We start from the raw sequence: 24,675 nt of genomic DNA, 5'->3' as shown, positions 1-24,675 counted from the left end.
CCGACCCCGGCGTGTGCCGACTCGCCGGTGGACCGGCTGGGTGGGGCAGGCGCCCGGTCACTCCGGCCGGTCGCTCCGGTGCCACCTTCGGCAGACGACGGACCAGTGGTGCGTGCAGCCACCTCCCTGTCGGCACGGTGACGAGGACCGGGCACGCCCTGCTGGCTTGGGAGGCGGCCGTGTTGGGTGCGGCGGTAGCGCTTCCGGTCTACGAATACGTGCCTCCGGCTGAGGCCCCGAGAGGCCCTCAGTAGAAACCGGTTGCTATAAAAGTCGGCCGACCTCTTGACGATGAACTTGCTCGTGCAGCAGATTGCCGCTTGACGGACCAATCCCGCCCATACGCCGCTGTGGCGCCGGGCTTTCATGCGCTGAACAGGGATTATCACCCGCCCGAACGTTTCACCAAGGAGTCCCCATGAGCTCGATCCTGTCCCGGCGAACTGCCCTTCAGGCCGCAGGAGCCGTCGCTGTCGGCAGTATGGTCAGCGGTGTCGCGGGCACCGCTCAGGCTGCGGTTGCAGAAAACGGTTCCACGGACGACACCGTTGTCATCCACCCGACCTTGCCGCAGGTGCCGGTCAACAACTCCTTCACCGTCAAGGTCCGGCCGCTCGGCGGCACCTGGCAGAGACTCGACATCTACCTGGCCAAGCTCGCGCTGATCGACGCCGTCACCGGCAGCAACCCGGTCCAGAAGTCCTCCTGGGCAGCCTTCGACTTCTCCGGCACCGTCGAGGTCGAGGTCACCTACAACCCGGGCGGCGCGGAGAAGTTCCGCATCCGGCCGGACTCGTACGGCATCAAGCCCGAGGTGCTCGGCGACACCGCGCGCTTCACCCTGGACCGGCCTCGCAACGTCGTCGTCCAGGTCGACGACAAGATCTTCGACTGCCTGCACCTGTTCGCTAACCCGATCGAGCAGGACGTGCCCGCCGAGGGCGACAAGAAGGTCATGTACTTCGGGCCCGGTTTCCACACTCCCCCCAACGGGGAGCTGACGGTGCCCAGCAACACCACCGTCTACCTGGCCCCCGGTGCGGTCCTCCAGGCACACGTGAGAATCGAGGGGGCGGAGAACTCCCGGATCATCGGCCGCGGAGTGATCTACAACTCCAAGTGGGGCGCGATGCTCATCCGCAAGTGCGAGAACGTCACGATCGACGGCATCACGATCCTCAACCCCCGGTACGAGAACATCCGGGTCGCCGAGTGCCGGAACCTCACCATCAAGAACCTGCGCGCCTTCAGCCGCGAGGGCTGGGGCGACGGCATCCAGCTCTACTGCTCCGAGAACGTCACGATCGACGGCTGCTTCCTGCGCACCTCCGACGACTGCATCGCCCTCTACACCCACCGCTGGGACTTCTACGGCGACACCCGCAACATCACCGTCAAGAACACCTCCCTCTGGGCCGACGTCGCCCACCCGATCAACATGGCCGTGCACGGCAACCCCGACCCCGCCGCGCCCGAGATGCTGGAGAACCTGAACTTCGAGAACATCGACATCCTCGACCACCGTGAGCCGCAGGTGAACGCCCAGGGCTGCGTCGCCATCCAAGCCGCCGACGGCAACCTCGTCCGGGATGTGAGGTTCGACGACATCCGCGTGGAGGACTTCCGCTGGGGCCAGCTCTTCCACATAAGGGTCATCAACAACCCGAGATGGAACATGACGTCCGGCCGCAGCATCGAGAACGTCTACGTCAAGGACCTCAGCTACAACGGCAAGAACGCCGACACGTCGATCATCGCCGGGACCGACGCCGAGCGCACCGTCAAGGACGTCACCTTCGAGAACCTCCGCGTCAACGGCAGGGTGATCCGCGACAGCGGGGACAAGCCGCGCTGGTACCTGGCCTCGGACGGCGTGCCCATGTTCGTCAACGAGCACGTGCAGAACCTCCGCTTCCTCACCACCGCGGAGGCCGCGGCCCTGTAACCGCAGACGGCCGGCCCCGGCGCCCGATCGAGGGACGCCGGGGCCGGCCGCCCTTTGCTGTGCGGCAGCACCACAGCTCCGGCCTGGCTTGCCTTCGGCGCCTCAGACCAGGCGGTTGACGACGGGGCGCGGACACCGCGGGGAGGCGGGCCGCCGCAGGGACGATCCAGGGAGCCGCCCCGGAGCGGTGGCGGAGCCATTGCCCGAGGCCAGGGCCCTTCTGACGGATCTCCGCGGCGTCGCGACGCCCGGCACGCACCCACCCTCGACTTCGCTCGAGCGGGAGGTGCCCCCACCGCCGCACCGCGCGAAAGCCCAAGTAACGCCTCCCCCACTCTCGGCTCCGCTCGAGCGGGGGGACTCCCATCGAGGACTTCTCGAGGACTTCCGCGCGGCACTCCGAGAGCACGCACGACGCGCTCCCAGCTTGGGAAGCGGGCGCGCTGGCGCGGCCGCCGGGGTGTCGACCTGTGGGGATTCGGTGTGCTGACACCGTCACGCGGGCCTGGTGTAGCGCTGTTGCGCGAGGGTTTGCGCGTCCGCGCGGAACTTCGCTCGTTGGCGTCGCGGAGCGTGCGCAGGATGCGCTCCAGGTGGCGGCGGTCCTCGGCCGGGATCGGTCCTGTGACGTGGCTGCGGAGATGGGAGACGTGGGCGGTCAGGGCGCGGTCGAGCGCCTCGGCGCCCTTGTCGGTCAGTGCGGCGAGTGCGGCTCGTCGGTCGGCGGGGTCGGGGTCGCGGCGGATCAGTCCCTCCTTCGCCATGCGGTCGGCGAGCCGGGTGAAGCCGCAAGAGCTGAAGGACACGGCCTCCGCCAGGTCCGTCATGCGCAGTCGGTGCCCGGGCGTGCGGCCCAGTCGCAGCAGCACCTCGAACCAGGTGTCCGGGACTCCCAGGTCGCGGTGTACGAGAGGTTTGAGGCGAGCGAACGCCTCCACGAACAGGCCGTAGAGCGTCACATCGTCGTGCTTGTGAGTGCACAACCCTGCCGGTGTCGGAATCGCCGATCAGACACCACAGCGCCTTCCTGGCTCATGCCGGACAGGATCTCGACGCCAGGCTGACCGGCAGTGCCAAGGCGACGCGAGCGAGGTTGATGTGAATCGCCTGCTGCACACGGCACCTCGTCGCGCGTTTGACGCTCATCCTCCTCGACGTCGCGAACCGTCCGGCCGCAAGTTCCTATCAAGCCGTAGGGAAATCCCCACAGTTCACGGCAGCCGACCTGTGAGAGTGAACTCTCAAGTAGCGTCTCCTGACACTCCGCTCCAACGGCCTCCCCACCCCCCCCATTTCGACGGAGACCACCCATGTCCGCTGTGACGAACGCATCCGGGTCCGGCGCGCGACTCGACAACGAAACGGCCGCCCGCGAGGTCGACACCGCACTCGCACCCTGGCCGCCGGACGCGTGACGACGGTAACCATGCCAGGCGCGCCGCCGCTGCCACCGCCCGGGTCGGCAGCGGCGGAGCCGGGCCGGGGCGAGGGCGTCGTGTTCCCGGGCATCGGACACCGGCCAGGTTTCCCCGCCGGGGTTCCGCGCAGCTGGAGAACCTCACCGTCTGGCCCGTATGGGCGTGATCACCATTCGCGTAGCTCGGAGCGAGTACGCAGAGGTCGCCACTCGACTTCACATTCACCACCGGATGAGAGAGACATACACAGCATGCGATCGATCAACCGACTGACAACGTCAGCCGTCGGAGCGGCCGTGCTCCTGGGCTGCGTCTCGGGACCGGCCGTGTCACAGGCGAAGCAGGACGGCACACGGGTGCTGGTGTTCTCCAAGACGGCCGGCTTCCACCACGGCTCGATCTCCGCCGGCATCGCGGCGGTGAAACAGCTCGGCGAGACGGGCGGCTTCACGGTCGACGCGACGGAGGACTCCGGAGCCTTCACGGCCGACAACCTCGGGCGCTACGACGCGGTCGTGTTCCTGTCGACGACCGGTGACGTCCTGAACGCCGCCCAGGAGACGGCCTTCGAGGGCTACATCCGCAGTGGCGGGGGCTACGTCGGCATCCACGCGGCCGCCGACACCGAGTACGACTGGGCCTTCTACGGCGGGCTCGTCGGTGCCTACTTCGAGTCGCATCCGTGGTGGCCGATGCGCGCGACGGTGCACGTCGAGGACCGCGCCCACCCGGCGACCGCTGACCTGCCCACCACCTGGAACCGCACCGACGAGTGGTACAACTTCCGCTCGAATCCCCGGGAACGGGTCCGCGTCCTGGCCTCCCTCGACGAGTCCTCGTACTGGGGCGGCACCATGAACGGCGACCACCCGATCGCCTGGTGCCAGAACTACCAGGGCGGCCGCTCCTTCTACACCGGCGTCGGCCACAGCAAGGAGTCCTTCGCCGAACCCGCCGTCCGTCAGCACCTGTCGGGCGCAATCCAGTGGGCCACCGGCGCCGTCCAGGCGGACTGCCGGCCGGAGAACGGCTAGCGGCCGCTCTTCGACGGCACGGCCGCGTCGCTGTCGGCACGGCCGCGTCGCTGTCGGCACGGAGGCAAGCGGGACCCGGCGCCTTCGAACTGAGCGACGACGCAACACCGACGTCGGCCGGCGGCCTCGGGATGCTCTGGCACGCCGCTGAAACAGTTCGTCTCCGTCCGCAGCAACGGGGGCAGGGAGTGGAGGGACATCGCCCTCCGGACCGCAGTCGACTACGCGACGTACCTCCTCCTGACCGCGCTCGGCCCGGTCAGGACGCCCAAGCAGGCGGACGGGCGGCCCGAGGCCGGCATCGACAGCCCCCGGTGGAACTCTTCCCCCGTTCCCGCCGGGGGCTCTGCGTCCGCCGGGGCTCCCGCCATCCCTGCGACTGATCCGCACCTCCGCCACAGGTCGACCGGGTTCCGCTCCGGCGCGACGCTGTTGGCGCCCCTCCCGCGGCGAAAGCCGCCGTGAGCCCCGGCCAGGTGGCCTCTCCCTGCCCGCGACGGCTCCGCCCCAAGCCGTCCCGCCGCCGGCGGCGTACAAGTTTCTGGTCGAGGGGCTGCGCGTCGCGCGCGTACACCGCCCGCTGGTGGTCGCAGGGGCTGGCAGCCTGAAGACCTCCTCGGGCCGGGAGCGGGTCGACACCCCGGTCCCCACCCTGTGGGGAAAGTCTGGGAGGCCCGCCGCCGAGGCGGCATGGGGATCAGGAGACACGACGGCGGGCCGGTCAGCGGGACGGGAAGAAGGGCGCTCCCTTCCGGCGCAGCACCTTCGGGCGGACGTGGCGAAAGGCGCGTGAGACCGTCGGCCTGCCCGAGGATTTCCGGTTCTACGACCTCCGGCACACCGGGCACACGCTCTCCACGCGGTCCGGTGCCACCCTGAAGGACACGATGGTCCGAGCCGGGCAGGCCTCGGAGAAGGCCGCGCTGATCTATCAGCACTCCGACGAGGAGCGACAGGAAGAGGTCGCCGCCGGCCTCGACGCCACGGTCCGGAAGGCTCGGGAGGAGGCTGCCCAGAAGGCCGCCGAAAGGTGTTCTGGCACGGATCTGGCACGCGGCGAGTGATCACAGTGGACAGCAAAAGGGCCCAGGTCTTTGACCTGGGCCTTCTTCGTGGAGCGGGTGACGAGAATCGAACTCGCGCTCTCAGCTTGGGAAGCGACGGCGCTTGGGCGGACCGTATGGCTCTGACGTGCACATATGTCGTGTGCGTGGTGTAATCGCGCGTCGGTTCGTGCCGCTGTCGACCGTGGCTGTCCGCTCTTATGGGCACGCTGTGGGCACGGGCGCCGCCGGCAGCCAGTCATACGCGCGCACGATGCTCGCACCGACCGGACCGCATCGTGTCTCGGGCTGACCCGGGGTGTCCGTCGCGACTGCACATGGACCCTCGACGGTGTCGGCTCACGCGGTCCTCGAAGCCCTGCTCATCCTCCTGGGAATCAGCGTCCTGGGCCGTTGCCGTCGTAGGCTGCCCGAGGCGGTCATGGCTCGGGGGTCGTGGTGTTCGCGGGGGTTCTCGCAGGGTCCAGCGCGCGGATGATGCGGGTCAGGTCGGCCAGGGCGGCCGCGAGGCGGACCGGGTTGCCCGCGTCGTCGAGTTCGGCGATGTGCCAGCTTCTGGGGATGGTGTCGCCGTCGCCGTCGCCGTCGCCGTCGCCGTCGCCGCCCTCGCCGCCGCGCAGGCGCCGCACGTCCTTGACGGTGAGCCGCTCCACCGGGATCCGTTTCGCCGCGAACCGGCCCGGGCCGGGGTGGGGTGTGACGGCGGGCGGGCCGCCTCCGAGGACTATGTGGGTGCCGAAGCCGTGCGGGTTGTAGTCGGTGGGCTCCAGGAAGCGGGCGGCCAGGAACCTCCGCCTCGGCGGGCTCCTGGGTCGCTTCGCTCGCTCCGGTCGCTGCGGCGTCTCCGGGCGTACGGATGCGGGTCGCGCGCCAGGCCCAGGTGAAGAGGCCCAGCGTGGCCAGGGAGCCCGCGGCCGCCCACGTGAGGGTCACGGGAGAGGTGGGCAGGGTGGTGGGGTTGAGGTAGCAGAGCGGCAGCAGCCACAGGGCCGTGGCGACGAGCGCGCCCGCGAACGGAAGCGCCGACGGCAGGACCTCGTCGTCGGCCAGTCGGCGCCCGCGCCCGCGCCGGCGCAACAGCGCCCGGGAGCCGGGATAGACCGCGCCGAGGGCGCACGCGGCCGCGATGACGGCTACCTCTCCGGCGCCGGTGAAGTGCTCGCGCCACACGTGGTGTTCTCCGGTGACCTCTCTCACCTGGCGGCGCCAGACGGTGAGTTCGACGCGATCGCCGGGCTCGAACCCCTGGGCTCCCTCTTGCGAGACCGAGAGTCGCTCCAGAGGCCGGCTGTCGGCGAAGTACAACCAGCTGCGCTGCTTCGCTGTGCCGACCTCGGTCCGCGCGATCACGGCAGGCAGGGTGGTCAGGCACTCTCCGCGTTCCGCGGCGGGTGTCTCGGTGGTGCACGGGGCAGCCGACGCCCACGCCTGCTTCTCCGACTCGACGATCGGCACGAACCATGCGGCCAGGCCCGCGCCCGCGAGCAGCAGCGCGCACAGGCTCAGTGACACCGCCGAACCGCGCCGGGCGGTGCGTTTCGAGATGACGAGGACGTGCCTCGACTCCGGGGCTCCGTAACGGCGGTGCAGCGCGCGGAGCGCGTCCAGTTTCGCGTCGAAGTCCGGTCGGTCGTCGGAAGACCCGCTCAGCGGCAGGGGCAGGCGCCGTGTGTGTCCGTCGCGCAGTACCACGCCGATACGACGGAACTCCTGCCCGTAGCGCCCGTACTGCAGGTATACGCGCAGGTCGGCGATGTCGCGCCATGGCACGCTCCGGCGGCGCAGCGGCGTCCGGGAGTGCACCCCGAAAGCGTCGGCGCCCACCTGGACGATGCCCCCGCAAAGACACGCGATGCTCACCAGCGCGACGAACAGGCCCACGTACGCCCACCCGTCCACGAGTCCGCCCCAGAACACCATGCGTACCGCGGTCAGGGTCGCCCCCGCCGCCCCAAGTCCGGCGAGGAACCACAGGGCGCGCTTCTGGAGCGCAGAGCGCCAGGTCACTTCCCGGCCATCGGTCATGCGCGGAATCGTGCCGTCAGCCGGGCTGCACCCGCTTGTGCGGTGTGCGGCAGCTTTCCGACCCGACACTGCCGGATCGGGTACGTCGTGGAGCCCGGATCGCCGAGTGCCGCGCGTGTTACGGGAATAGGTCCCCGGGGTTACGGATGCGCGGCCCGCCTGCTGGAGTCAAGCGGCTGACCAGGGGTTTCATCGATCTGGATAGGTACACGATGAAAGTTGTACATCCTGATGCTGGTGCTCATGTCCTGACGTCCGCTCCACTGCTGTCTCTCCTGACTTGAGAAACCCCCCAGATGGGCAGGATCGGCGAATGACGGACAACAACGGCGGATTCCTCAGAGTGCTCGGCAGAGGGGACGTTCTGGCACTGGCCTTCGGGGCCATGATCGGTTTCGGGTGGATCGTTCTCACCTCCGGTTTCATCAGCGACGCGGGGCCGGTGGGCGCGGCGATCGCCATCACCATCGGCGGCGTGGTCGTCACGCTCGTCGGGCTGACGTACGCGGAGCTGGTCTCCGCCATGCCGCACGCGGGCGGCGAGCACCACTACGCGCTGCGGGCACTCGGTGGCCGGGGTGCCTTCCTGGCCTCCTGGGCCATGGTCCTCGGCTATGTGTCGGTCGCCGCGTTCGAGGCCGTCGCGCTGCCGCACAGCATGGTCAACCTCTTCCCCGACATGCTCGTGGGCCACATGTGGACGATCGCCGACTACGACGTTTACGCGAGCTGGGTCGCCGTCGGCGTGATCGCCGCGATCGCGATCACGGCCGTGAACTACATCGGCATACGTCCCGCGGCGGTCTTCCAGACCATCGCGGTGCTGTTCCTGCTCTGCGCGGGCGCCGCGCTGCTCGTCGGAGCCCTCAAGGGCGGTTCCGCCGACAACATGGAGCCGATGGTCAGCGGAGGCATGGACGGGATCTTCACGGTGCTGGTCGCCGTGCCGTTCCTCTTCGTGGGCTTCGACGTGATCCCGCAGTCAGCCGGCGAGATCAAGCTCCCGTACCGCCAGGTGGGCAGGCTTCTGGTGATCTCCGTGCTCTGTGCGACCGCGTGGTACGTCATGATCATGCTCACCGTGGGCTCTGGTCTCAGCGCCTCGGCCCTCGCCGAGTCCAACCTCGCCGCCGCCGACGCCATGACCGCCCTGTGGAACAGCCAGGCCATGGGCAACGTCCTGGTCATCGGTGGCATCGCGGGCATCCTGACGAGCTGGAACGCCTTCCTCATCGGCGGCAGCCGACTGCTGTACGCCATGGCCGAGTCCCGCATGATCCCCGCCTGGTTCGGCAAGATGCACCCGAAGTACCGCACCCCGGCGAACGCCGTGGTCTTCATCGGCGCCCTCTCGGTACTGGCCCCGTTCTTCGGACGGCCGATGCTGGTCTGGCTGGTCGACGCGGGCGGCATCAACATCGTCGTCGCCTACCTCGTCGTCGTGCTGTCCTTCCTGGTGCTGCGCCGCCGGGAGCCGGGCATGGAGCGCCCCTTCCGTACCCCGGCCGGACCGGCTGTCGGTGTCGCCGCGCTGGTGCTCAGTCTGGGGCTCGGCGTGCTCTACCTGCCCGGCATGCCCGCGGCCCTCGTCTGGCCCTCGGAGTGGGCGATCGTCGGCGTGTGGTGGCTGGCCGGCGCGTTCTTCATGTGGCGACTGCCCAAGGTGGCGGCGGGCGAGGACGCCGAACAGCGCCTCATCGCTGCCGTCGCCGCCCGCTGACCGGGATCCCTTCGTGCCCGGTGACGACCGGGTGCGAAGGGATCCGCAGGTGCTTCGGACCATGCGGCAGCCGGAGTGCCACTCCCGTGCGAGTCCCGAACAGGCTGTGGTCTGCGTTCTGGCAGGCCCAGCTGCTGTTGGTCTGCGACCGAGCCGATGTCATCGGTCGTTGTTGGTCGCCCGGGAGCGAACGTCGGACGGTCCGGCGACGGCTCGAGCGGCTGCTTCCTGGATCGCCTCTGCGACCTCGTCTGCCCTCGTACGTCGACCCAGCCACACCGACAGGTTGGCCTTCTGTACAGCCATCGCCGTCATGTGCCGACTCTCCGAGGTCTCGATCTCGATGCCGCTGTATCCGGCCTGCGCCCGGGTGACCGTCGCCAGCGGCGCGGTGCGCGTCCAGCCCAGATTGCGAATGATGACCTCGTGATCGGTCAGGGTCAGAGAGGTCCAGAACGAAGTCGCGAAGAACGCGCCGGCGACGGCCGACAACACGACTGGGACGAAGACACCGCCGTTACGCAGCATGGTGTCGAGATCCGCAGCGATGGCGGCCAGTACACCGAACCCAACGACAACCGAGAAGACGCGCCCCAGCGGAGAGACACGCCACGTGCGCTCGGAGTCGGATGCGCCCTGCGGCACATGTATCAGGTCTTCCATGAAAAGAGGACGATACCGACTCCTGCACAGAGGCCGATGGAGTCTCAATGACCCGGTCAACCAGCCCGTGGTGGTTGCGGTCGGTGGGCAGACCGCCAGTTCGGAAGATCGCCTGTGTGGGTCCCTGTCGGCCTGCCAAGTGCTTGCTGAGAGAACGCGGCTGTAGTCGTGATTCACCGTGGCCCCCAGCCTCCCGCCTGAACGGGCACGCAACGGGCACGGCACACTGGGAGACATCGGCAGTGGTGCGTGATTCTGGCAGGGGGCAACGTGGACAAGGGGTGGCCCGAGCGCTGGTGGACGACGGCTCTCCTGGCTGTGGTGCTGACCGGCATCGTGGCCTACGACGTCTGGTGGGTCGTGGAAGTGCTTGCGAAACCGGTAGTGGACTGGTGGGGCCTTCTCGGGCCCTGCCTGGGGGGAACTTGGCTCGCACTCATGGCGGTTCAGGCTGCCCGCCGGGCGATCACCCTCCACAGGAGGACACGAGCCGTGATTGGTGACACGCAGGCCGACCACTGACTGGTTCTTCCGGCTCTTGTGACCGAGCTGTGGCGAGCTGGGTTCTTTGCTGGTCAGGGCAGTGCCCCCGGGCGCCTGAGCGGTCATCAGTCGTCGGCCGCTGCCGAGCAGCCCCGGAAGACCCAGGGACGGCCCGGAAAGCCGAGCCATCCCTGGAGCCACCTTCCCTCGCAGCTGTGCGAGTAATTGTCAATAGTTGTGGATCAGCATGTTCTCGGTGGTCAACTTGGTCGGGTGCTGCGGTAGTAGAGCATCCCTTCGTGGTCTGGTTCGAGGTCGGGGAGGGTGAAGCCGGCGGATACAGCGCAGTTGCGACTGGAGTGGTTGTCGGCGTCGATCCCGCAGAAGAACGTCTGGACATCGCCGACGTCGGGGTGGGTGAGGACGGCTTGGAGGGCGGAGCGGCCGTATCCGTGCCGCCACCGGTCGGGGTCGACCAGGTAGGCCAGGCCCATGGCGAGCCGGGGGTCGGCGTCGGACAGGATGGGGCCCTCGGGACCCTCGCCGTGGTAGCGGACCCAGCGGTCATAGACGTCGCCGCAGATGAACGCGACCGGCCTCCCGGCCTGATCCAGGCCGATCCACCCGTGGGAGCGCAGCACCATCGCGCCGCGGAAGGTAGTGCAGGGGTGCTGGCTGATCAGCCGCAGCTGACGGTGGATCCAGAACCGGCCGCCCAGGCGTCTTTGGACCTCGGGGTGGTCGAACCAGTGCTCGATCTGGTGCGCCCTGGTCTCGGTCAAGGGGTGCAGCCGCATCCGCGGGCTGTCCGGCTGTGTCTGCGAGGGCCGGCTCATGCTGCCGCCTCGCGTTCGACGAGGACGCCGTTTTCGAACGTGGCGCCCGCGCGGACCAGGGCGACGAGGTGGACTTCGGTGACCGCGCGCCAGCGGGCCTGGGCGGATTCGACGAGCTTGAACACCATCGCGAGGGCTGCGGCCGGGCTGCCTGCGCCGCGGGTGACCTTGGTGCGGAGCTTGACGGTGGAGAACGTCGACTCGATCGGGTTCGTGGTCCGCAGGTGGATCCAGCGCTCGGCCGGGAAGTCGTAGAACGCCAGCAGCTCCTCGGCGTCGTCGGTGATCTTCGCGACGGCCTTGGGCCACTTCGCCCCGTAGGTCCTGGCGAACGCCTCGATGGCCTTCTTCGCGTGCGCGCGGTCCTCGGCGTTGTAGATCTCCTGCATCGCCTTCGTCGCGCCCGGCTGCGCGGACTTCGGCAGGGCGTTCGTGACATTGCGGGCCTTGTGGACCCAGCACCGCTGATGGCGGGCGGCCGGGAACACCTCGGCCAGCGCCTTCCACAGGCCCATCGCGCCGTCCCCGACGACCAGCTCGGGGTCACGCATGCCCCGGCGGCGGCAGTCCCGCAGCAGGTCGGCCCAGGACTCGGTGGACTCGCGCAGCCCCTCGGCCAGCGCGATCAGCTCCTTGGTGCCGTCCAGCCGCACACTCATCAGCACCAGGACGCAGGAGTGCGCCTGCCCGAGCCGGACCTTGGGGTGCACCCCGTCCGCCCACACGTACACGTAGTCGGACTCGGCGAGGCCGCGCTGCTGGAAAGCGGCGTGGTCGTCCTGCCACTGCTTCGTCAGCCGGGTCACGGTGGCCGACGACAGACCGGCCGCAGAGCCGAGGAACTGCTCCAGCGCGGACACGAAGTCCCCCGAAGACAATCCGTGCAGGTAGAGCAGCGGCAGCACCTCGCTGACCTTGGGCGACTTGCGGCACCACGGCGGCAGGATCTTCGAGGAGAACCGCATCCGCTCGCCGGTGGCCGCGTCCACCCGCTTGTCGTTCACGCGCGGGGCCGTGACCTCGACGGGACCCGCGGCGGTGGTCACGGTGCGGGGCCGGTGATGGCCGTTGCGGACCACCAGGCAGCGCCCGGAACCGTCCGTCTCGGCGGCCGTGGGCGTCGTGCTTCGACCTGCCCCCATACGTCTCCCTGTTCGCCCCACTCCAGCCCGGCGGCGCGCACCAGCAGAGTGCTGACGAGGAGGGAGGTCTCTTTGGGGCCGGGGAGCCCGCTGGCGCTGTCGGTCAGGTGCTGGTGGTAGTCGAGGACTCCGACGCTGTCGGTGTGGAACAGGATGTGGGCGAGCGCCATACCGTACGGGCCGCCGAAGGCGATCGTTTCCGACTCGTACAGGGAGGTCCACCACCGTTTGGCGACGCCCAAGGACAGGGCGCTGTCGAGTACTTCGGTGAGGTGTGCGATGGCGTCCTTCATCTGCGTACCTGGCCCCGGCTGGACGCGTAGGCGCCAGCAGGGGCACTTGCGCACGAACCCACCATGCTCCGATCGGCCCGGTGCGCAAGGCGGGCAGGGGATAGGCGCGGAAGGTTCGTTCCGCTGTGGGGTAGTCGGTGAACTCGATGTTTACCTGGTGCCAGCTGCCGAGTTGGGGGTCGAGTGCTGACCGGCCGGCGTCACGGTAGCGCTTGGTGGCCTCGGCGAGATGCTCGGGCGACGTCTGCGCTTGCATGGCGGCTTCCGTGAGCGGGGTGCCGGTGAGGACGGCCAGGATGGCCTGCTCGATGGTGCTGCTGTCGTGCAGGTTCATCCGGATCCTTCCGGTGGCGGGGTCAGATGAGGAGGAGGCAGGCGTCCCAGTCGCTGGCTGGGAGGGTGCCTTCCTGGATGTTCTGGGAGGCGAGGGTCGCGCCGACCGAGCCGTTGAGGAAGCCGGTCTCGGCTGGAGGTTCGGTGGTCAGGAAGCGCTCGCTGAGCTGTGGCAGGTGGTGGACGAAAGCGCGTGGTTCGCCGGCGTCCTGGGTGACGCGTTGGACGACGCGGAGTAGGCCGCCGAGGCCGTGGCACAGGCCGCGGCTGGTGAGTTGGTCGAGTTGGGTGGGGTCGGCGAGGCAGTAGCGGAGTGCTCGTTCGGCCATGCGTTTGCGGTCGGGGTCGTTCAGGGCGAGGGCGGCGAGTTGTTGGGCGCGGGCCAGGCCGGGGGTGCCGTAGCACCAGGAGGGGGCGGCCAGGTGCGGGGGCACGGTGGTGGTTTCGGTGATCCAGCGCGGCCAGCGGGTGCCTCGGTGGTCGTTCACTCGTATCTGGTCCAGCCAGCGGCAGATCCGCAGCATCGCCTTCTCGTGGCCGGGCACGGTGATGCCGCGGAGTTTGGCGAGTGCGAGGAGGGCGAGCGGGCCGGTGATGCCGTGGGCCAGGCTGGCGTTGGCGTGGCCGCCGGGGGTGGGAGCACTGAGGTTGACGCGGCTGTGGCTCATCCACCAGCCCAGGCGGGGTCGCCCGTCGGCGGTGTGGAGCGGCTCGGTCAGGCGCACCAGGTACTCCAGCACGCCCTTGAGCTCGTCACCCTCAGGGGCGCGGCGTAGGAGGAGGGCGCCGAGGCCGGTCAGGCCGCGCAGGAGGTCGTATTCGGCAAAGGTGGTCGGCTCGCCGCGGTCGATGCGGGCGTGTGCTGCTGTCAGTCGGCGTCGGATGTGGGCGGCAACGATGCGGTCGAGCGTTTGCAGGGCGCCGGTGTACCGGTTGCTGTCGACGGTGGTCCAGTGCAGCACGTACGTCATCGCAGGCGCGCCGAGGAACAGGCCGGTCTCGTTGCCGTCCAGGAGCGGGCCGATGTCGGCGAGTTGCTGATGGACGGTCTGCCAGGATCCGGTGCCCTGGCGAGCGCGTTCGACGTGGAGCAGGGCGATGCCGAGGGAGCCTCGGGCGAGGGACTGCCGGAGTGTGGCGTCCGTGTCCGGGGCGGGCGGAGCGGTGGTCACCGCAGGGCTCCTTCTTCTCTTGCGGTCCAGGAAAGGGCGGCGGCGCGGGCCAGGCGGCGGCAGATGGCTTCGCTGTCGGGGGCGATGCCGGCGGCCCGGTTGTGGTGCATGTGCAGGAGGGACGGCAGAACCGCGGCGGGGTCGGCACCGTGCGCTTCGAGAGCCTGGCGGTAGGCCGTCAGGGCGGTGCGGCGCAGGGCCCACGTTGTCACGACGTGCTCACCGTTGGGCAAGGCTCGCAGGGCCGGGTGGTCGGGGCCCTGGGAAGAGAGGCGTACGGCTGCGGAGAGTACGTCGCGGGTGGTGGCTTCGCCGTCGTTCTTCAGGAGATTCGTCGTAAGCCATGCCCGTCCGTCCGCTGGGGAGCCGAGGAAGGCGTCGGCGATGTTGACGAAGCTGCTGGCGGTGACGGCGGGCCGGAGGCTCTCGGGGATGGGGAGGGCCATCTGTGCGAGGGCGGCGGCGGAGTCTGCGGCGAAGACTTGTTCGGCGGCGTCCAGGTGGGGCCGGTGCCGTAGCGTCCGGTTTCCGGCTCGTCGGTGTCCCACTGCACGCGTTGGAGCAGGCCCTCGGCACGTAGTGCGTTCGCCCAGGCGGCGACGTGCTGTGCCGCTTCGCCGAAGGCGTTCGGGTTCGGGAGGCGGAGTCGCAGCCGGAGGTGGCTGTCGGGGTCGTTGTAGCGGGTGAACCACCACGTCGGTGCGTCGGCGTCCCAGTCGTGGAGGAGACTCGGGAGGTGCGAGGTCAGCAGTTCGGTGCCCGGTCGGCGTTGCCGTACAGCTTCAGGTAGGCCCACTCGCCGGCGCCGGGCAGGCGGCTTGAGTCGTGGCGGACGACGGTTGCCGTGCGGTTGATCGGCGCGAGGGAAGGCGGTTGGTCGGAAGCGAAGGACACGGTGATTTCGTGGGCGCGGCCGACCCAGCCGAAGGCCGCCTCGTCGGGCGCTTCGTGCACGGTCACCGTTCCGTGGCGGTCCAGTTCGGCGCGCAGGAGTTGGCGGTGGGCGCTGATGTCGAGGTCGAGGCGGAGCCGTTGGTCGTTGCCCCCGACGTACACGGTGCGAGGCACGCCGTAGCGGATGCGCCAGTCGGTGAAACGGAACATCCAGTCGCGACTGTCGTCGGAGAGGTCGCGTGCGTTCAGCCGCCAGCAGGCGGCGGACAGGATGGTGCGGCCGGCGCGGACTTCGGGCAGGAACGGCAGCCGGGCCGCGGCACCCCAGGCGAAGGGGGTGAGTATGGCGGTGTGGGAGCGGTGCAGTTCAGTGACGAAGCGGACGAGGGGGTGGGTGGCGCTGCTGAGTTCCACGGCGTTCATGACCGAGGGCTCGATGAGCTGTCCGGTGGAGAGGGAGAGCAGGTAGAGGCGTCGGGAGTCGGCGATGACGCCGAGGTCGTCCAGGTCGAGCGTGGCGTCCGGGTTGTACTCGCCGACCGAGAGGACGTGCGGGACGACGGCTGGAGCGCGGCCGACGTTGCGGGTCGGGATGCGCAGGGGTGGGCTGGACACCTGCCCGCGCACGGCTCCGGCGGCCAGCGTTGGCAGGGCGGCGTACAAGGCAGTCATCCGGTCGCGGTCCGACTGATCCAGCATCGTCAGGAAACGGCCCGTCGTGGTGCCGGCCGCGAGAGACAGACCAGCGGTGACCAGATCGAACCGGCCGTGCTCCAGGTCCTCCAGTGAGGGCGACAGCACGGTGAAGCACAGTTCGACGTGCGCGGGTACTTGCGTGGGTTCCCCGAGTGACATGGCCTCGATGTCCTCCTCGGTGAGGACGACTTCGCGCCGATCATTGAGGGCCGCCGACTGGGCGAGGGCGAGGAGATGTTCGTCGCGGCGGGTCGTGGCCAGCACCGGCCGCTTCAGGACCGTGCCCCGGTAGCCGACGGGGAAGCCGAGGCCGGTGTCCGGGTCGGTCAGGTCGCGCAGGGGGACGATCGCGCCCATGCTGTAGCGCTCCAGGAACCGTGCACGGTAGTCCTGCCACGCCGGAGAGCCGTTCGGGTACGGCGAGATGCGGGACATGACTTCCAGGGCACGCTCCGCCTCCCGCGCGACCGCTGTCGGCAAGATGATGTCGCAGTCGGGACGCACGTTCACGACCAGGGTGTGGGTGGTGGCGTCGGTGAGGGTGTTCATTCGCGCAGCCGCCTGGACGCGCAGGGCTTGCTGCTCATCCTGGGCAGCGATGTCGTGCAGGGTGAGGAGCTGGTGGATCTTTCGCAGCTCCTCGGCTGTCTCCGCCCCACCTGATGTGGCGTCGGCACCCGTGGCGTCGAGCTGCGCGATGAGATGTCCGAGCGCGTCGTCGCACGTCATGGGGGCGTGGAGGCTCGTCAGCAGGACGCGATGGGCGACGAGGCTGGACAACATGTCCTCGATCACCGCAGTCGGCGTATCTGGGGAGTCGCCGTGGAGTTTGGCCACGAGGTCGCCCACCGTGATCGGCGTACGGGCCAAGGTAAGCACCGCTTCCACGGCTCGGGTTCGTCGCAGTGTGGTGTCGGTGGGGCCATTCGTGCCGGACTGGTGCGGTACTGCCACCCGAGTGCCTCGTACCGTGCAGGTCGGATCTGCCATCACGGGCAGGCGCCGCAGCACCTCGCGGTTGCCTTCCAAGGCGGTGATGGCGGCGTTCAACCACTCGGCATCGGCCCGGGCGAAAGCACGGTGCTCCTTCCCCCATTTCACCCGAGCGGTGCGGCCGATGCTCACGGGGGCGGGGCCGGCGAACAGCCCGAACGGTGTGGCGCGGTGCTGCATGCGCAGCAGGTAGCGGGCGAGCGAGGCCGCGGTGCGCCGGACGGAGCGCGGCCGTTGCCGCTCTCCGCTGAGCACGTCGCGGATGGCGGCGGCGATCAGCGGCGCGGCGAACTCGATGGCCGCAGCCCGGGTGTCGTCCGCCCAGACCTGGGCGATCCAGTCGCGTCGGCGTTCGACGTCGGCGGGGGTTTCCCCATCCAGGTCGGGCCAAGGAGGAAGCGTCGCGGCCAGCGGGAAGACTGATGTGCGGATCATGCTCGCGTCGATTGCGTGGTACATCGCTGTGCCTCCTTCTTCGTCACGGCGGTGCGCGGGGCCGGGCGTGTCAGATTCCGCCCGGCCCCTGGTTGGGTCAGCCGCCGATGCAGGTGCTGTTGGTGCAGGCGGACTGGCAGGTGGAGGTGCAGTTGTCGCTGGTGTCGTTCAGCAGCGAGCCGATGACCGGGGTGGAGGCGAGGGTCTCGATGTTGAGGTCGAAGTCCGACCCGGTGTTGGTGCTGTAGTCGGTCGCGGCCTTCAGCGTTGTCGTGGGATTCTGCTGTGCCATCACGTACTCCTCACGGGAAAAGGCGGGTGGGATGTGCTGTGCCGGCCTGGCCGTGGCGCCGCCGACGGCGTCACGGCCAGGTGATCGTGACCCGCGTGTGGGGTCGGTCGACGAGACGGCCCGCGGGAAGCCGGTCGTCCGGCGTACCTGCCGGGTGGACCTCGATGTGCGCACGGTGGGCCCGGTGGTCGCTGTGCCAGACCTGGATCTCCTCCACCAGACGGTCCGCGACCTTCTGTCCCTGCGGCCCGTGGCCGATCGCCCCGAGCTCGTACCGGTCGGGGTCGTCGGTGGGGCGCGCGGTGCGGTAGGCGAAGCTGTCCCCGTCCACCAGCGTGGGGACGCCGATCGGCGACGCGGAGCCGACCAGCCCACGCTTCCGTGCGCCGATCTTGGCAGCCATCAAGGGGAGGTTGTCGAGGGCGGTCGTCAGCCACAGGTCCAGGTGCTCGGTGGACTCGTCGCCGGCCACGGTGACGCCCGACCACGCCTCGACACGCGGCATGCCCAGGGCCACACCCAGGGCCTCGGCGTCAGGCTCGGGATGGCCGTCCAGGCGGAGGGCGATCTCCTCCCCTTCCAGGTCGTGGAGCAATACCAGGCGCACGCGGTTCCCCCCGACGCCCTGCATCGGCACGAACCCGCACAGCTCGAACCCGTCACTGACGAGCCGCTCCCTGTCGCGGACGAACGCCACCGTGCGGGTCATGCCACGCATCCGCAGCGGCACCACGAGCCGACCACCCTCCTTCAGCTGGTGGACCCAGGCGGGCGGGATGTCGGCGGCCTGCACGGTGACGACGATGCGGTCGTACGGCGCGTGGCCGGCTACGCCATGCTCGCCGTCGGCTGTGATCACGGTGACAATCCGGTCGTAGCCGGTCGCCTTGAGGAACTCCTCGGCACGCTGGGTGACGTCGTGGTCGATGTCCATCGTGACGACGCGGCCCTGCTCGCCCACCATCTCGGCGAGGTAGGCCGCGTTCACCCCGCCGGAGCCGATCTCCAGGACGTTCATCCCCGGCTGGATGTCCGCCTGCTCGATCTGCATGGCCTGGATGCGCGGGGCGGACACCGAGCTGATGTTCACGCCCGTCGCATCCGTCTTCGTGACCGGGGCGAACTCGGCCTCGTAGGTCTTGGCCATGTCCACTTCGGGGGTGGCCAGGTGCCGGGGTACCGAACGGAACGCGGCCACGACGCGGCCACTGCGCGCGGCCCCCAGTTCGATCAGCCGCTCCACCATGGCATCACGCATCTGCTGTTCGGATGCGGGGGCGTTGTGCTTCTCGGACGTTGGGGCGGGAGTGTCATTCACAAGCATTCTCCTTCTCGGCACTACGTCGTCTTCTTGAACTGGGCCAGCCTGTCTGCGGTGTTGTCGGCCAGGTCAGCGGCGAGTTCGCGCACGTCAAGGGGAAGGCCCTCGTCCTTACTGGCATTGATTCCGGCGCCGACGGCGCCGATCAGGTCGAACAACGTGTCGTCGTCTGGTTCCTCGGTTGCCAAGGCGGCTCTCTCTTCTTGTGGCGGTGCGACCCGCTCCCGCTGTGACCTGTCCTTCTGAGGTCGGGGATACCTCCAGCTCGAACAGCGGGAGCGGGGTTGAAGGCCCGCCCAGGACGCGGCCGTTCTCCTACGCGACGTGGGCGGGCGGTCTGTTGAGTGGCGCTTTGGTGGGCCACTGGCCGAGGGGACTGGGCTGTCCGGGAGCCGGGGCATTCCGCAGGCGGGCGGCGCGCTCGCTCATAGTCCAGTGGAGCTGTTCGAGCCTGAAGACGCATCGCTGGCAGGCGCAGAGGGGAAACGCCGTGCCCGCCATCGCGATCTCGCCGACCTCGGCCACGGGGACGTTCGTCTGCTCGCACCTGAAGCAGCTGCCGGTCGCCCAGTCGAAACGGCTCCACAACTCTCCTGGCCTCACCCCCATGGCGGGCCTCCTCCCGGGAGATGGGGCATCGGGTTACCGCCGACGAGCAGAAAGGCGACGGGGCGCGCATGCCACACGAAGGAGCACGACCCCGCTGCGAGCGGCAGCGTGAAATCCACACCTTGTTGAAGAGCTGAGACGGCGTCCCGCCAGCTCTGGGCACGTCGGTCCACGAGAGGGTCGATGAAGGCCGGCTCAGCGGCCGAGGCGATGACGCGGACTTGAATGCGTGCCCATCGGACAGCCGAAGCGGCGGTCGGCTGCGCGGCACAGCTGATGCGCCGCCCATCCGTATGACGCCACTCGCACCAGAACCCGGACTCAGGCCCGCAGACGGCGCGTGCCGGCGTGGGAGAGACATGAAGGAGCACGGGGTGATCAGGGCGCATGGCCGCCTGCCTCCGGGCAGATCCACAGCAGTCGGCGGGTGAGACTGGCGACGTCGCGCATGTAGAAGAAGGCGCTGAAGGCCGGCGTCTCCTTCGTAGGACGCTCTGACAGATCCAGCAGCTTGTTCGCCCGTCTGACCAGATGCCTGATGTCGGGGTCCTCGTCCGCGCCCAGGTCCATGCCGAGAAGCCGGTTCAGCTGCTCGATGACGGCCGTGGTCCTGATGTCGATGCTTTCGCGGGTGGAGGTGCCCAGCTTGATCCTCAGGGCGGCGTCGGTGCTGTCCGCGATCAACTCCGTGTCGATGGGCTGGTTGTCGACGGCTGGAGCCTTGCGTCTGTCCGTCACGGTGCTCACCACGCATCTCCCCTCGGTACCGCAACGTGCGGCGGCTGCCTCGGTTGCTCGGGTTCGGAGACGAACGTAGAGGGCCGTCACCCAAGTCCCAAGGAGATTGCGCGAGTTTGCAGCAAGCCGATTGACGGCCCACAACAGCCCATCGACCATCGTCATGTCGCGCAATCCCAAGCAAGGCAGCAGACAGGAGAACCACCATGAAGCTACGGTTCCTTGGTAAGAACTCCACGGTCGGCGACTGCCCGACCCTGTACGCCACAGACCGGGACACCTACCTCGTCCAGGGCTGGAAGATCTTCGCGAACGACCTGCTGACGCAGCTTGAGATCCCGGAGGGGGAGACAGCGGTGGAGGTGCCCACAGAGCTGTTCGAGCACCTCACGAAGGACGACCTGGCCGCCGGGGAGATCAGGCGTGTCGAGGATCCGATCATGATCCTGACGCCGAGCGGTACGTTCGTCGTCCAGGGCCGCGAGGTGACCGACCCCGAGGCTCTGGCCCAGATGGAGATTCCGGACTACGAGACCGTGGTCGAGGTCCCCAAGGCCGCGATCACCGCCCTACTGGAGGAACCGCGTGGAGCTGATCTCCAGCGCCGAGCGCAACCAGCTCTTTGAGAGCTTCGCGCAGGACGCATTCCATCTGGAGCTGAGGGACGACTACTCCGTCCCCGACGAGGACAGCCCGTTCACGAGCTGGCTCCGCGGTGAGACCGTCGACTACTCCTACATGGAACCCTGGACACAGCTCATCCGGCGCGTCACCGCGCAAGGGAAAACCGTCCGACGCGTCCGAGTCGTCACCGAGCCGCACACCCCCTACATCCAGTGGGAGCACGCCACCACCGCCCTGAACGAGGAGGCCGGTGAGGAGATCCGCTGGCTGCCCCGGCACCGCCTGCCGGAGGGCATCACCTTCCCCGTGGGAGGCAACGACTGGTGGCTGTACGACGACCGCCTGCTCGCCGTGGGCCACTTCGCCCCCGACGGCCGTGTGCTCGGGTCGGAACTGATCGAGGACCCGGACACCGTGGCCGAGTGCGTACGCCTACGGGACCTGCTGTGGTCCGCCGCCATCCCGCACCCCGAGTACAAGCCCTGACCAATCCGTGAGCACCCAAGTACAAGAGGCACTGCAAGCGCTCGGTGCCCGGCTGCGCGGCTTCCGCAAGGATGCCGGATTCGCCAGCGGCCGGGCATTCGCGCGCGCCACCACGTGGCAGGAGTCGAAGGTCTCCCGCATCGAGAACGGCAAGCAGCGCCCCAGCGAGGATGACATCCGCGTCTGGTGCGAGACGACCGGCCAGGGCGACCAGCTCGGCGACCTGGTCGCGATCGTCCGCCACGTCGACGAACTGTGGCTCGAATGGCGCCGACACCTCCAGACCGGCGTCGAGAAACGACAACGCCAAGCCATCCCGGTCTACGCCAAGACCAAGGTCTTCCGCATCTGGCACCCCACACTCATCTGGGGAACCCTCCAGACCGCGGACTACGCCGCCGAGGTATTCCAACAGGGCGTCAGCTACTACGAGATACCCAACGATACCGAAGCGGCCGTGGCGAAGAGACTCGAACGCCAGCAGTACCTGTACCAGGGCGAACGCATCTTCAACGTCCTCCTCGGTGAACAGGCCCTCTACACCAACTTCGGCGGCCCGGAAGTGATGAAGGGACAGCTCGACCGCCTCCTGGCGGTGATGCGCCTTCCCCGCCTCAGCCTGGGCATCGTCCCCAAGTCCGCCCCGACCCTCATCTGGCCGGGCAACGCGTTCTCGATGTTCGACAGCCGACTCGTCCTCCTCGAGACCTACTCGGCTGAGTTCTCCGTCTCCCAGCCCCGAGAAATCGAGCTGTACACCAAGGCGTTCGCCCTCCTGAAGCAGTCAGCGGTCTACGGCACCGCCGTCCGAGACCTCATCTCCACGGCGATCCAGCACTACGACCAGATCCCCAACGACTAGGAGAGCGCACCGTGCAGCCGATGACCCCGAACTGGCGAACCAGCTCCTATACAGAGACGCAGAACTGCGTCGAAGTGGCAGACAACGACCCGACCAAGGTGATGATCCGGGACACCAAGGCACGCGGCCGGGGAATGATCGAAGTCCAACCAGCCACGTGGACGGCTTTCGTGGAGCACACCAGGCAGAGACAGCACTGAGGCGTTCGCGTAGGGCCCTGTGGACGGTGCCGATCATCCTCATTTGTCAGATCAGCGAGAGGTGCTCGGCTCACTTCGCTGTTGTAGGGTCTCGCCGCTCGTGACATGTCGATCTTGCGTGACCTGGGCGTTCTTGGCTGTCTCACGGCCTTGTCACCCATGATCAGTCTCAAATCCGTGGCATTTCCTCGCGAAGGCGAGGGCGAGGGCGAGGTCGAGATCAGGCGGCTTGTCCGAGTCGGCTGAGTACACCACGCTGAGCCCCGAGCACGAGGACTACATGTGAGCTCAGATCACGCACCGATGAGTTTCCCGCGCCGCGCCGGTCTGTACGCGTGAGACCGACTCACGGAAGGCTGGCGCCATGCGGAAACTGATCTACGGCATGAACCTGAGCCTGGACGGCTACATCGCCGCGCCCGGCGACGACATCGGCTGGAGCGTGCCGAGCGACGAGCTGTTCCAGTTCTGGTCCGACCAGTTGCAGGCGACCGACCTGACGCTGTACGGGCGCAAGCTGTGGCAGACGATGAGCTCCTACTGGCCCACCGGCGACCAGCAGCCCAACGCCACCCCGGCGAAGATCGAGTTCGCGCGCCGCTGGCGGGACATGTCGAAGGTGGTGTTCTCCTCGACGATCGACAAGGTCGACTGGAACACCCGCCTGGTCACCGGCGACGCGGTCGCCGAGATCACCCGGCTCAAGGCCGAGGACGGCGGCCCGATGGACATCGGCGGCGCGACGCTCGCCGGGGCGGCCATGCGGGCCGGGCTGATTGACGAGTACGTGCTGGCCACCGCGCCGGTCCTGGTGGGCGGCGGCACGCCGTTCTTCACCGCGCTGGACAACTGGGTGAACCTGAACCTGGTGGAGACGCGGACGTTTCCCGGCGGCGTGGTCCTGACCAGGTACGAGACGAGGCGCTGAGCAGCAGCACCCACGCGCTAGTCTCACGGTGATGTCGTATACGACATCGGTACGACATAGCCCGTGAGATTACGACATCAGCCGCGAGACCCTACAGCTGTCCAAAGACATCAGTTCGCCCCAGGCAGACAGAAAAGATCCCGAAAGGGCTGGTGCCTGGCGCCGGCGGCATGTCAACCTGCAACACCTCGCCAGAGGTCCCAGGCTAGTTAGGGCACGCGGAGGGCACGCAACCCCCAAATTGGACTAGACAAAAACAAACCCCAGGCCGCTGACCTGGGGTTTCATCATGGAGCGGGTGACGAGAATCGAACTCGCGCTCTCAGCTTGGGAAGCTGATGTTCTACCATTAAACTACACCCGCGTAAGGCGCCGGTCGGTGCCGGTGTCGGAACGCGTCGTTACTTTACCTCATGTCGGGCCCCGCGTGTTGGAAGCGTGGGGCCCGGGTTGGTTTCAGGGGTGGGGATGGGGCTGCGGGGGGCGGGAGTTGGGGCGTACGGTGGAGGCGTGGAAGAGGGTCTGGGTGGGCCTTCGGGGGACTCGGAGTGCCGCCTGGAGGGCCGTCCCTTTCATCCCGTAATGTGGCTTTCGTCGTCAGGTCGACGTCAATTCGACAGCCAGACGCGGCTCTTGGGGAAGGGACTCTTGGACTTGATGGAGCGCACCGTCGTCCGCTGTGCCGATGGGCACGTGTTCAGCACCGCTTCGTTCCCGATGCAGCAGGCCGAGCGCCTCGGTCCTGGTCGGCTCATGCGCTGCCCTCGCTGTGCGCGGCTGCGCAGCGTCGTGCCGGTGGCCTTGGAGAAGCGGTAGCAGTAGCAGGGAAGCAGGACGCGCGGTCCGCCCGATTGTGGGGGGTCCGCGCGTCTTGCGTATCCTCGGGACGTGCTTCTCTCAGATAAGGACATCCGGGCCGAGATCGACGCCGGTCGCGTGCGGATCGAACCGTACGATCCATCCATGGTGCAGCCGTCGAGCATCGATGTGCGTCTCGACCGGTTCTTCCGCGTTTTCGAGAATCACCGGTACCCCCACATTGATCCGTCCATCGAGCAGGCGGATCTCACGCGGCTCGTGGAGCCGGAGGGGGATGAGCCGTTCATTCTGCATCCCGGGGAGTTCGTCCTCGCCAGTACGTATGAGGTCATCTCCCTTCCCGATGATCTCGCTTCCCGGCTTGAGGGGAAGAGCTCGCTGGGGCGGCTCGGGCTCGTTACCCATTCCACCGCCGGATTCATCGATCCCGGTTTCTCCGGGCATGTGACCCTCGAGCTGTCGAACCTCGCGACGCTGCCGATCAAGCTGTGGCCCGGAATGAAGATCGGGCAGCTGTGCATGTTCCGGCTGAGTTCGCCGGCCGAGTTCCCGTACGGCAGTGAGCGGTACGGGTCGCGGTACCAGGGGCAGCGGGGCCCGACCGCCTCCCGGTCCTTCCACAACTTCCACCGGACCCGGGTGTGAGCGCG

General features: G+C 68.4%; 18 protein-coding genes, 1 tRNA gene and 6 pseudogenes. 10 read left to right on the top strand and 15 right to left on the bottom strand.

The features are described 5' to 3' along the window. Window positions 1-418 precede the first annotated feature (418 nt). Complete coding sequence (locus F3T56_RS15850; RefSeq protein WP_149825832.1) at window positions 419-1,945, top strand: glycosyl hydrolase family 28 protein; 1,527 nt, start codon at window positions 419-421, stop codon at window positions 1,943-1,945. A gap of 722 nt (window positions 1,946-2,667) precedes the next feature. On the opposite strand, the pseudogene F3T56_RS49285 reads toward F3T56_RS15850, so the two are convergent. Then, a pseudogene (locus F3T56_RS49285) lies at window positions 2,668-2,883 on the bottom strand (MarR family transcriptional regulator); the annotation flags it as partial. 731 nt (window positions 2,884-3,614) lie between these two features. Here F3T56_RS49285 and F3T56_RS15840 point away from each other — a divergent pair. After that, window positions 3,615-4,546, top strand: a pseudogene (locus tag F3T56_RS15840) (ThuA domain-containing protein); the annotation flags it as partial. A 582-nt stretch (window positions 4,547-5,128) separates the two neighbouring features. Continuing rightward, window positions 5,129-5,461 (top strand): annotated as a pseudogene (locus tag F3T56_RS15835) (tyrosine-type recombinase/integrase); the annotation flags it as partial. 419 nt (window positions 5,462-5,880) lie between these two features. Here F3T56_RS15835 and F3T56_RS15830 read toward each other — a convergent pair. Continuing rightward, a pseudogene (locus F3T56_RS15830) lies at window positions 5,881-7,486 on the bottom strand (PH domain-containing protein). A 313-nt stretch (window positions 7,487-7,799) separates the two neighbouring features. On the opposite strand from F3T56_RS15830, the gene F3T56_RS15825 reads away from it, so the two are divergent. After that, window positions 7,800-9,206 carry an APC family permease gene (locus F3T56_RS15825; protein ID WP_149825831.1) on the top strand — a complete coding sequence of 469 codons (1,407 nt, stop codon included), beginning with the start codon at window positions 7,800-7,802 and terminating at the stop codon, window positions 9,204-9,206. Between the two features lie 159 nt (window positions 9,207-9,365). Here the strand turns inward: F3T56_RS15825 and F3T56_RS15820 are convergent, their stop codons facing one another. The 12 genes and pseudogenes from F3T56_RS15820 to F3T56_RS15775 all read right to left on the bottom strand — a co-directional run bounded on the left by F3T56_RS15820 (window position 9,366) and on the right by F3T56_RS15775 (window position 20,115). After that, a complete protein-coding gene (locus F3T56_RS15820) occupies window positions 9,366-9,869 on the bottom strand; it encodes a hypothetical protein (RefSeq protein ID WP_149825830.1) in 504 nt (167 codons plus the stop codon). 743 nt (window positions 9,870-10,612) lie between these two features. Further along, on the bottom strand, window positions 10,613-11,188 hold the full coding sequence (locus F3T56_RS15815) for a GNAT family N-acetyltransferase (protein WP_246203642.1): 576 nt from the start codon (window positions 11,186-11,188) through the stop codon (window positions 10,613-10,615). After that, window positions 11,185-12,288, bottom strand: a pseudogene (locus F3T56_RS15810) (IS256 family transposase); the annotation flags it as partial. The gene F3T56_RS15815 and the pseudogene F3T56_RS15810, both read right to left, overlap by 4 nt. Then, complete coding sequence (locus F3T56_RS47825; RefSeq protein WP_246203641.1) at window positions 12,231-12,623, bottom strand: thiopeptide-type bacteriocin biosynthesis protein; 393 nt, start codon at window positions 12,621-12,623, stop codon at window positions 12,231-12,233. The gene F3T56_RS47825 and the pseudogene F3T56_RS15810, both read right to left, overlap by 58 nt. A gap of 356 nt (window positions 12,624-12,979) precedes the next feature. Then, entirely contained in the window at window positions 12,980-14,128 is a 1,149-nt protein-coding gene (locus F3T56_RS15800) for a lanthionine synthetase LanC family protein (protein WP_149825829.1), read from the bottom strand. Next, window positions 14,125-14,924: pseudogene (locus tag F3T56_RS47820) on the bottom strand (thiopeptide-type bacteriocin biosynthesis protein). Before F3T56_RS47820 ends, F3T56_RS15800 begins: the two are co-directional and overlap by 4 nt. Then, a complete protein-coding gene (locus F3T56_RS15795; protein ID WP_246203640.1) occupies window positions 14,873-17,170 on the bottom strand; it encodes a lantibiotic dehydratase family protein in 2,298 nt (765 codons plus the stop codon). Before F3T56_RS15795 ends, F3T56_RS47820 begins: the two are co-directional and overlap by 52 nt. Window positions 17,171-17,243: 73 nt before the next feature. Continuing rightward, window positions 17,244-17,438, bottom strand: coding sequence for an FxLD family lanthipeptide (locus tag F3T56_RS15790; protein WP_149825828.1), 195 nt, complete (start codon window positions 17,436-17,438; stop codon window positions 17,244-17,246). A 70-nt stretch (window positions 17,439-17,508) separates the two neighbouring features. Next, on the bottom strand, window positions 17,509-18,756 hold the full coding sequence (gene fxlM / locus F3T56_RS15785) for a methyltransferase, FxLD system (RefSeq protein WP_246203639.1): 1,248 nt from the start codon (window positions 18,754-18,756) through the stop codon (window positions 17,509-17,511). 20 nt (window positions 18,757-18,776) lie between these two features. Continuing rightward, a complete protein-coding gene (locus F3T56_RS46175; RefSeq protein ID WP_172638966.1) occupies window positions 18,777-18,947 on the bottom strand; it encodes a hypothetical protein in 171 nt (56 codons plus the stop codon). A gap of 127 nt (window positions 18,948-19,074) precedes the next feature. Beyond that, entirely contained in the window at window positions 19,075-19,368 is a 294-nt protein-coding gene (locus F3T56_RS15780; RefSeq protein ID WP_149825826.1) for a hypothetical protein, read from the bottom strand. A gap of 378 nt (window positions 19,369-19,746) precedes the next feature. Further along, a complete protein-coding gene (locus F3T56_RS15775; protein ID WP_149825825.1) occupies window positions 19,747-20,115 on the bottom strand; it encodes a hypothetical protein in 369 nt (122 codons plus the stop codon). Window positions 20,116-20,312: 197 nt separating this feature from the next. Between F3T56_RS15775 and F3T56_RS15770 the strand changes: the two genes are divergently transcribed. The 5 genes from F3T56_RS15770 to F3T56_RS15750 all read left to right on the top strand — a co-directional run bounded on the left by F3T56_RS15770 (window position 20,313) and on the right by F3T56_RS15750 (window position 23,206). Beyond that, window positions 20,313-20,732 carry a hypothetical protein gene (locus F3T56_RS15770; RefSeq protein ID WP_149825824.1) on the top strand — a complete coding sequence of 140 codons (420 nt, stop codon included), beginning with the start codon at window positions 20,313-20,315 and terminating at the stop codon, window positions 20,730-20,732. Beyond that, entirely contained in the window at window positions 20,692-21,216 is a 525-nt protein-coding gene (locus F3T56_RS15765; protein ID WP_149825823.1) for a DUF6879 family protein, read from the top strand. Before F3T56_RS15770 ends, F3T56_RS15765 begins: the two co-directional genes overlap by 41 nt. A 7-nt stretch (window positions 21,217-21,223) precedes the next feature. Continuing rightward, entirely contained in the window at window positions 21,224-22,078 is an 855-nt protein-coding gene (locus F3T56_RS15760; protein WP_149825822.1) for a helix-turn-helix domain-containing protein, read from the top strand. 20 nt (window positions 22,079-22,098) lie between these two features. Next, on the top strand, window positions 22,099-22,278 hold the full coding sequence (locus F3T56_RS15755) for a DUF397 domain-containing protein (protein ID WP_172638970.1): 180 nt from the start codon (window positions 22,099-22,101) through the stop codon (window positions 22,276-22,278). 364 nt (window positions 22,279-22,642) lie between these two features. Further along, window positions 22,643-23,206 carry a dihydrofolate reductase family protein gene (locus F3T56_RS15750; RefSeq protein ID WP_149825820.1) on the top strand — a complete coding sequence of 188 codons (564 nt, stop codon included), beginning with the start codon at window positions 22,643-22,645 and terminating at the stop codon, window positions 23,204-23,206. A 290-nt stretch (window positions 23,207-23,496) separates the two neighbouring features. On the opposite strand, the gene F3T56_RS15745 is transcribed toward F3T56_RS15750, so the two are convergent. Continuing rightward, window positions 23,497-23,570 (bottom strand) — tRNA-Gly (locus F3T56_RS15745). 524 nt (window positions 23,571-24,094) lie between these two features. On the opposite strand from F3T56_RS15745, the gene dcd reads away from it, so the two are divergent. Then, the gene (gene dcd / locus F3T56_RS15740) at window positions 24,095-24,670 is read left to right on the top strand and encodes a dCTP deaminase (RefSeq protein ID WP_149825819.1); all 576 of its coding nucleotides are present in this window, start codon (window positions 24,095-24,097) and stop codon (window positions 24,668-24,670) included. Window positions 24,671-24,675 lie beyond the last annotated feature (5 nt).

Origin of the sequence: Streptomyces tailanensis (assembly GCF_008386495.1) — a bacterium.
Lineage (GTDB): Bacteria > Actinomycetota > Actinomycetes > Streptomycetales > Streptomycetaceae > Streptomyces > Streptomyces tailanensis.
This window is presented reverse-complemented; position numbering and strand designations above follow the sequence as displayed.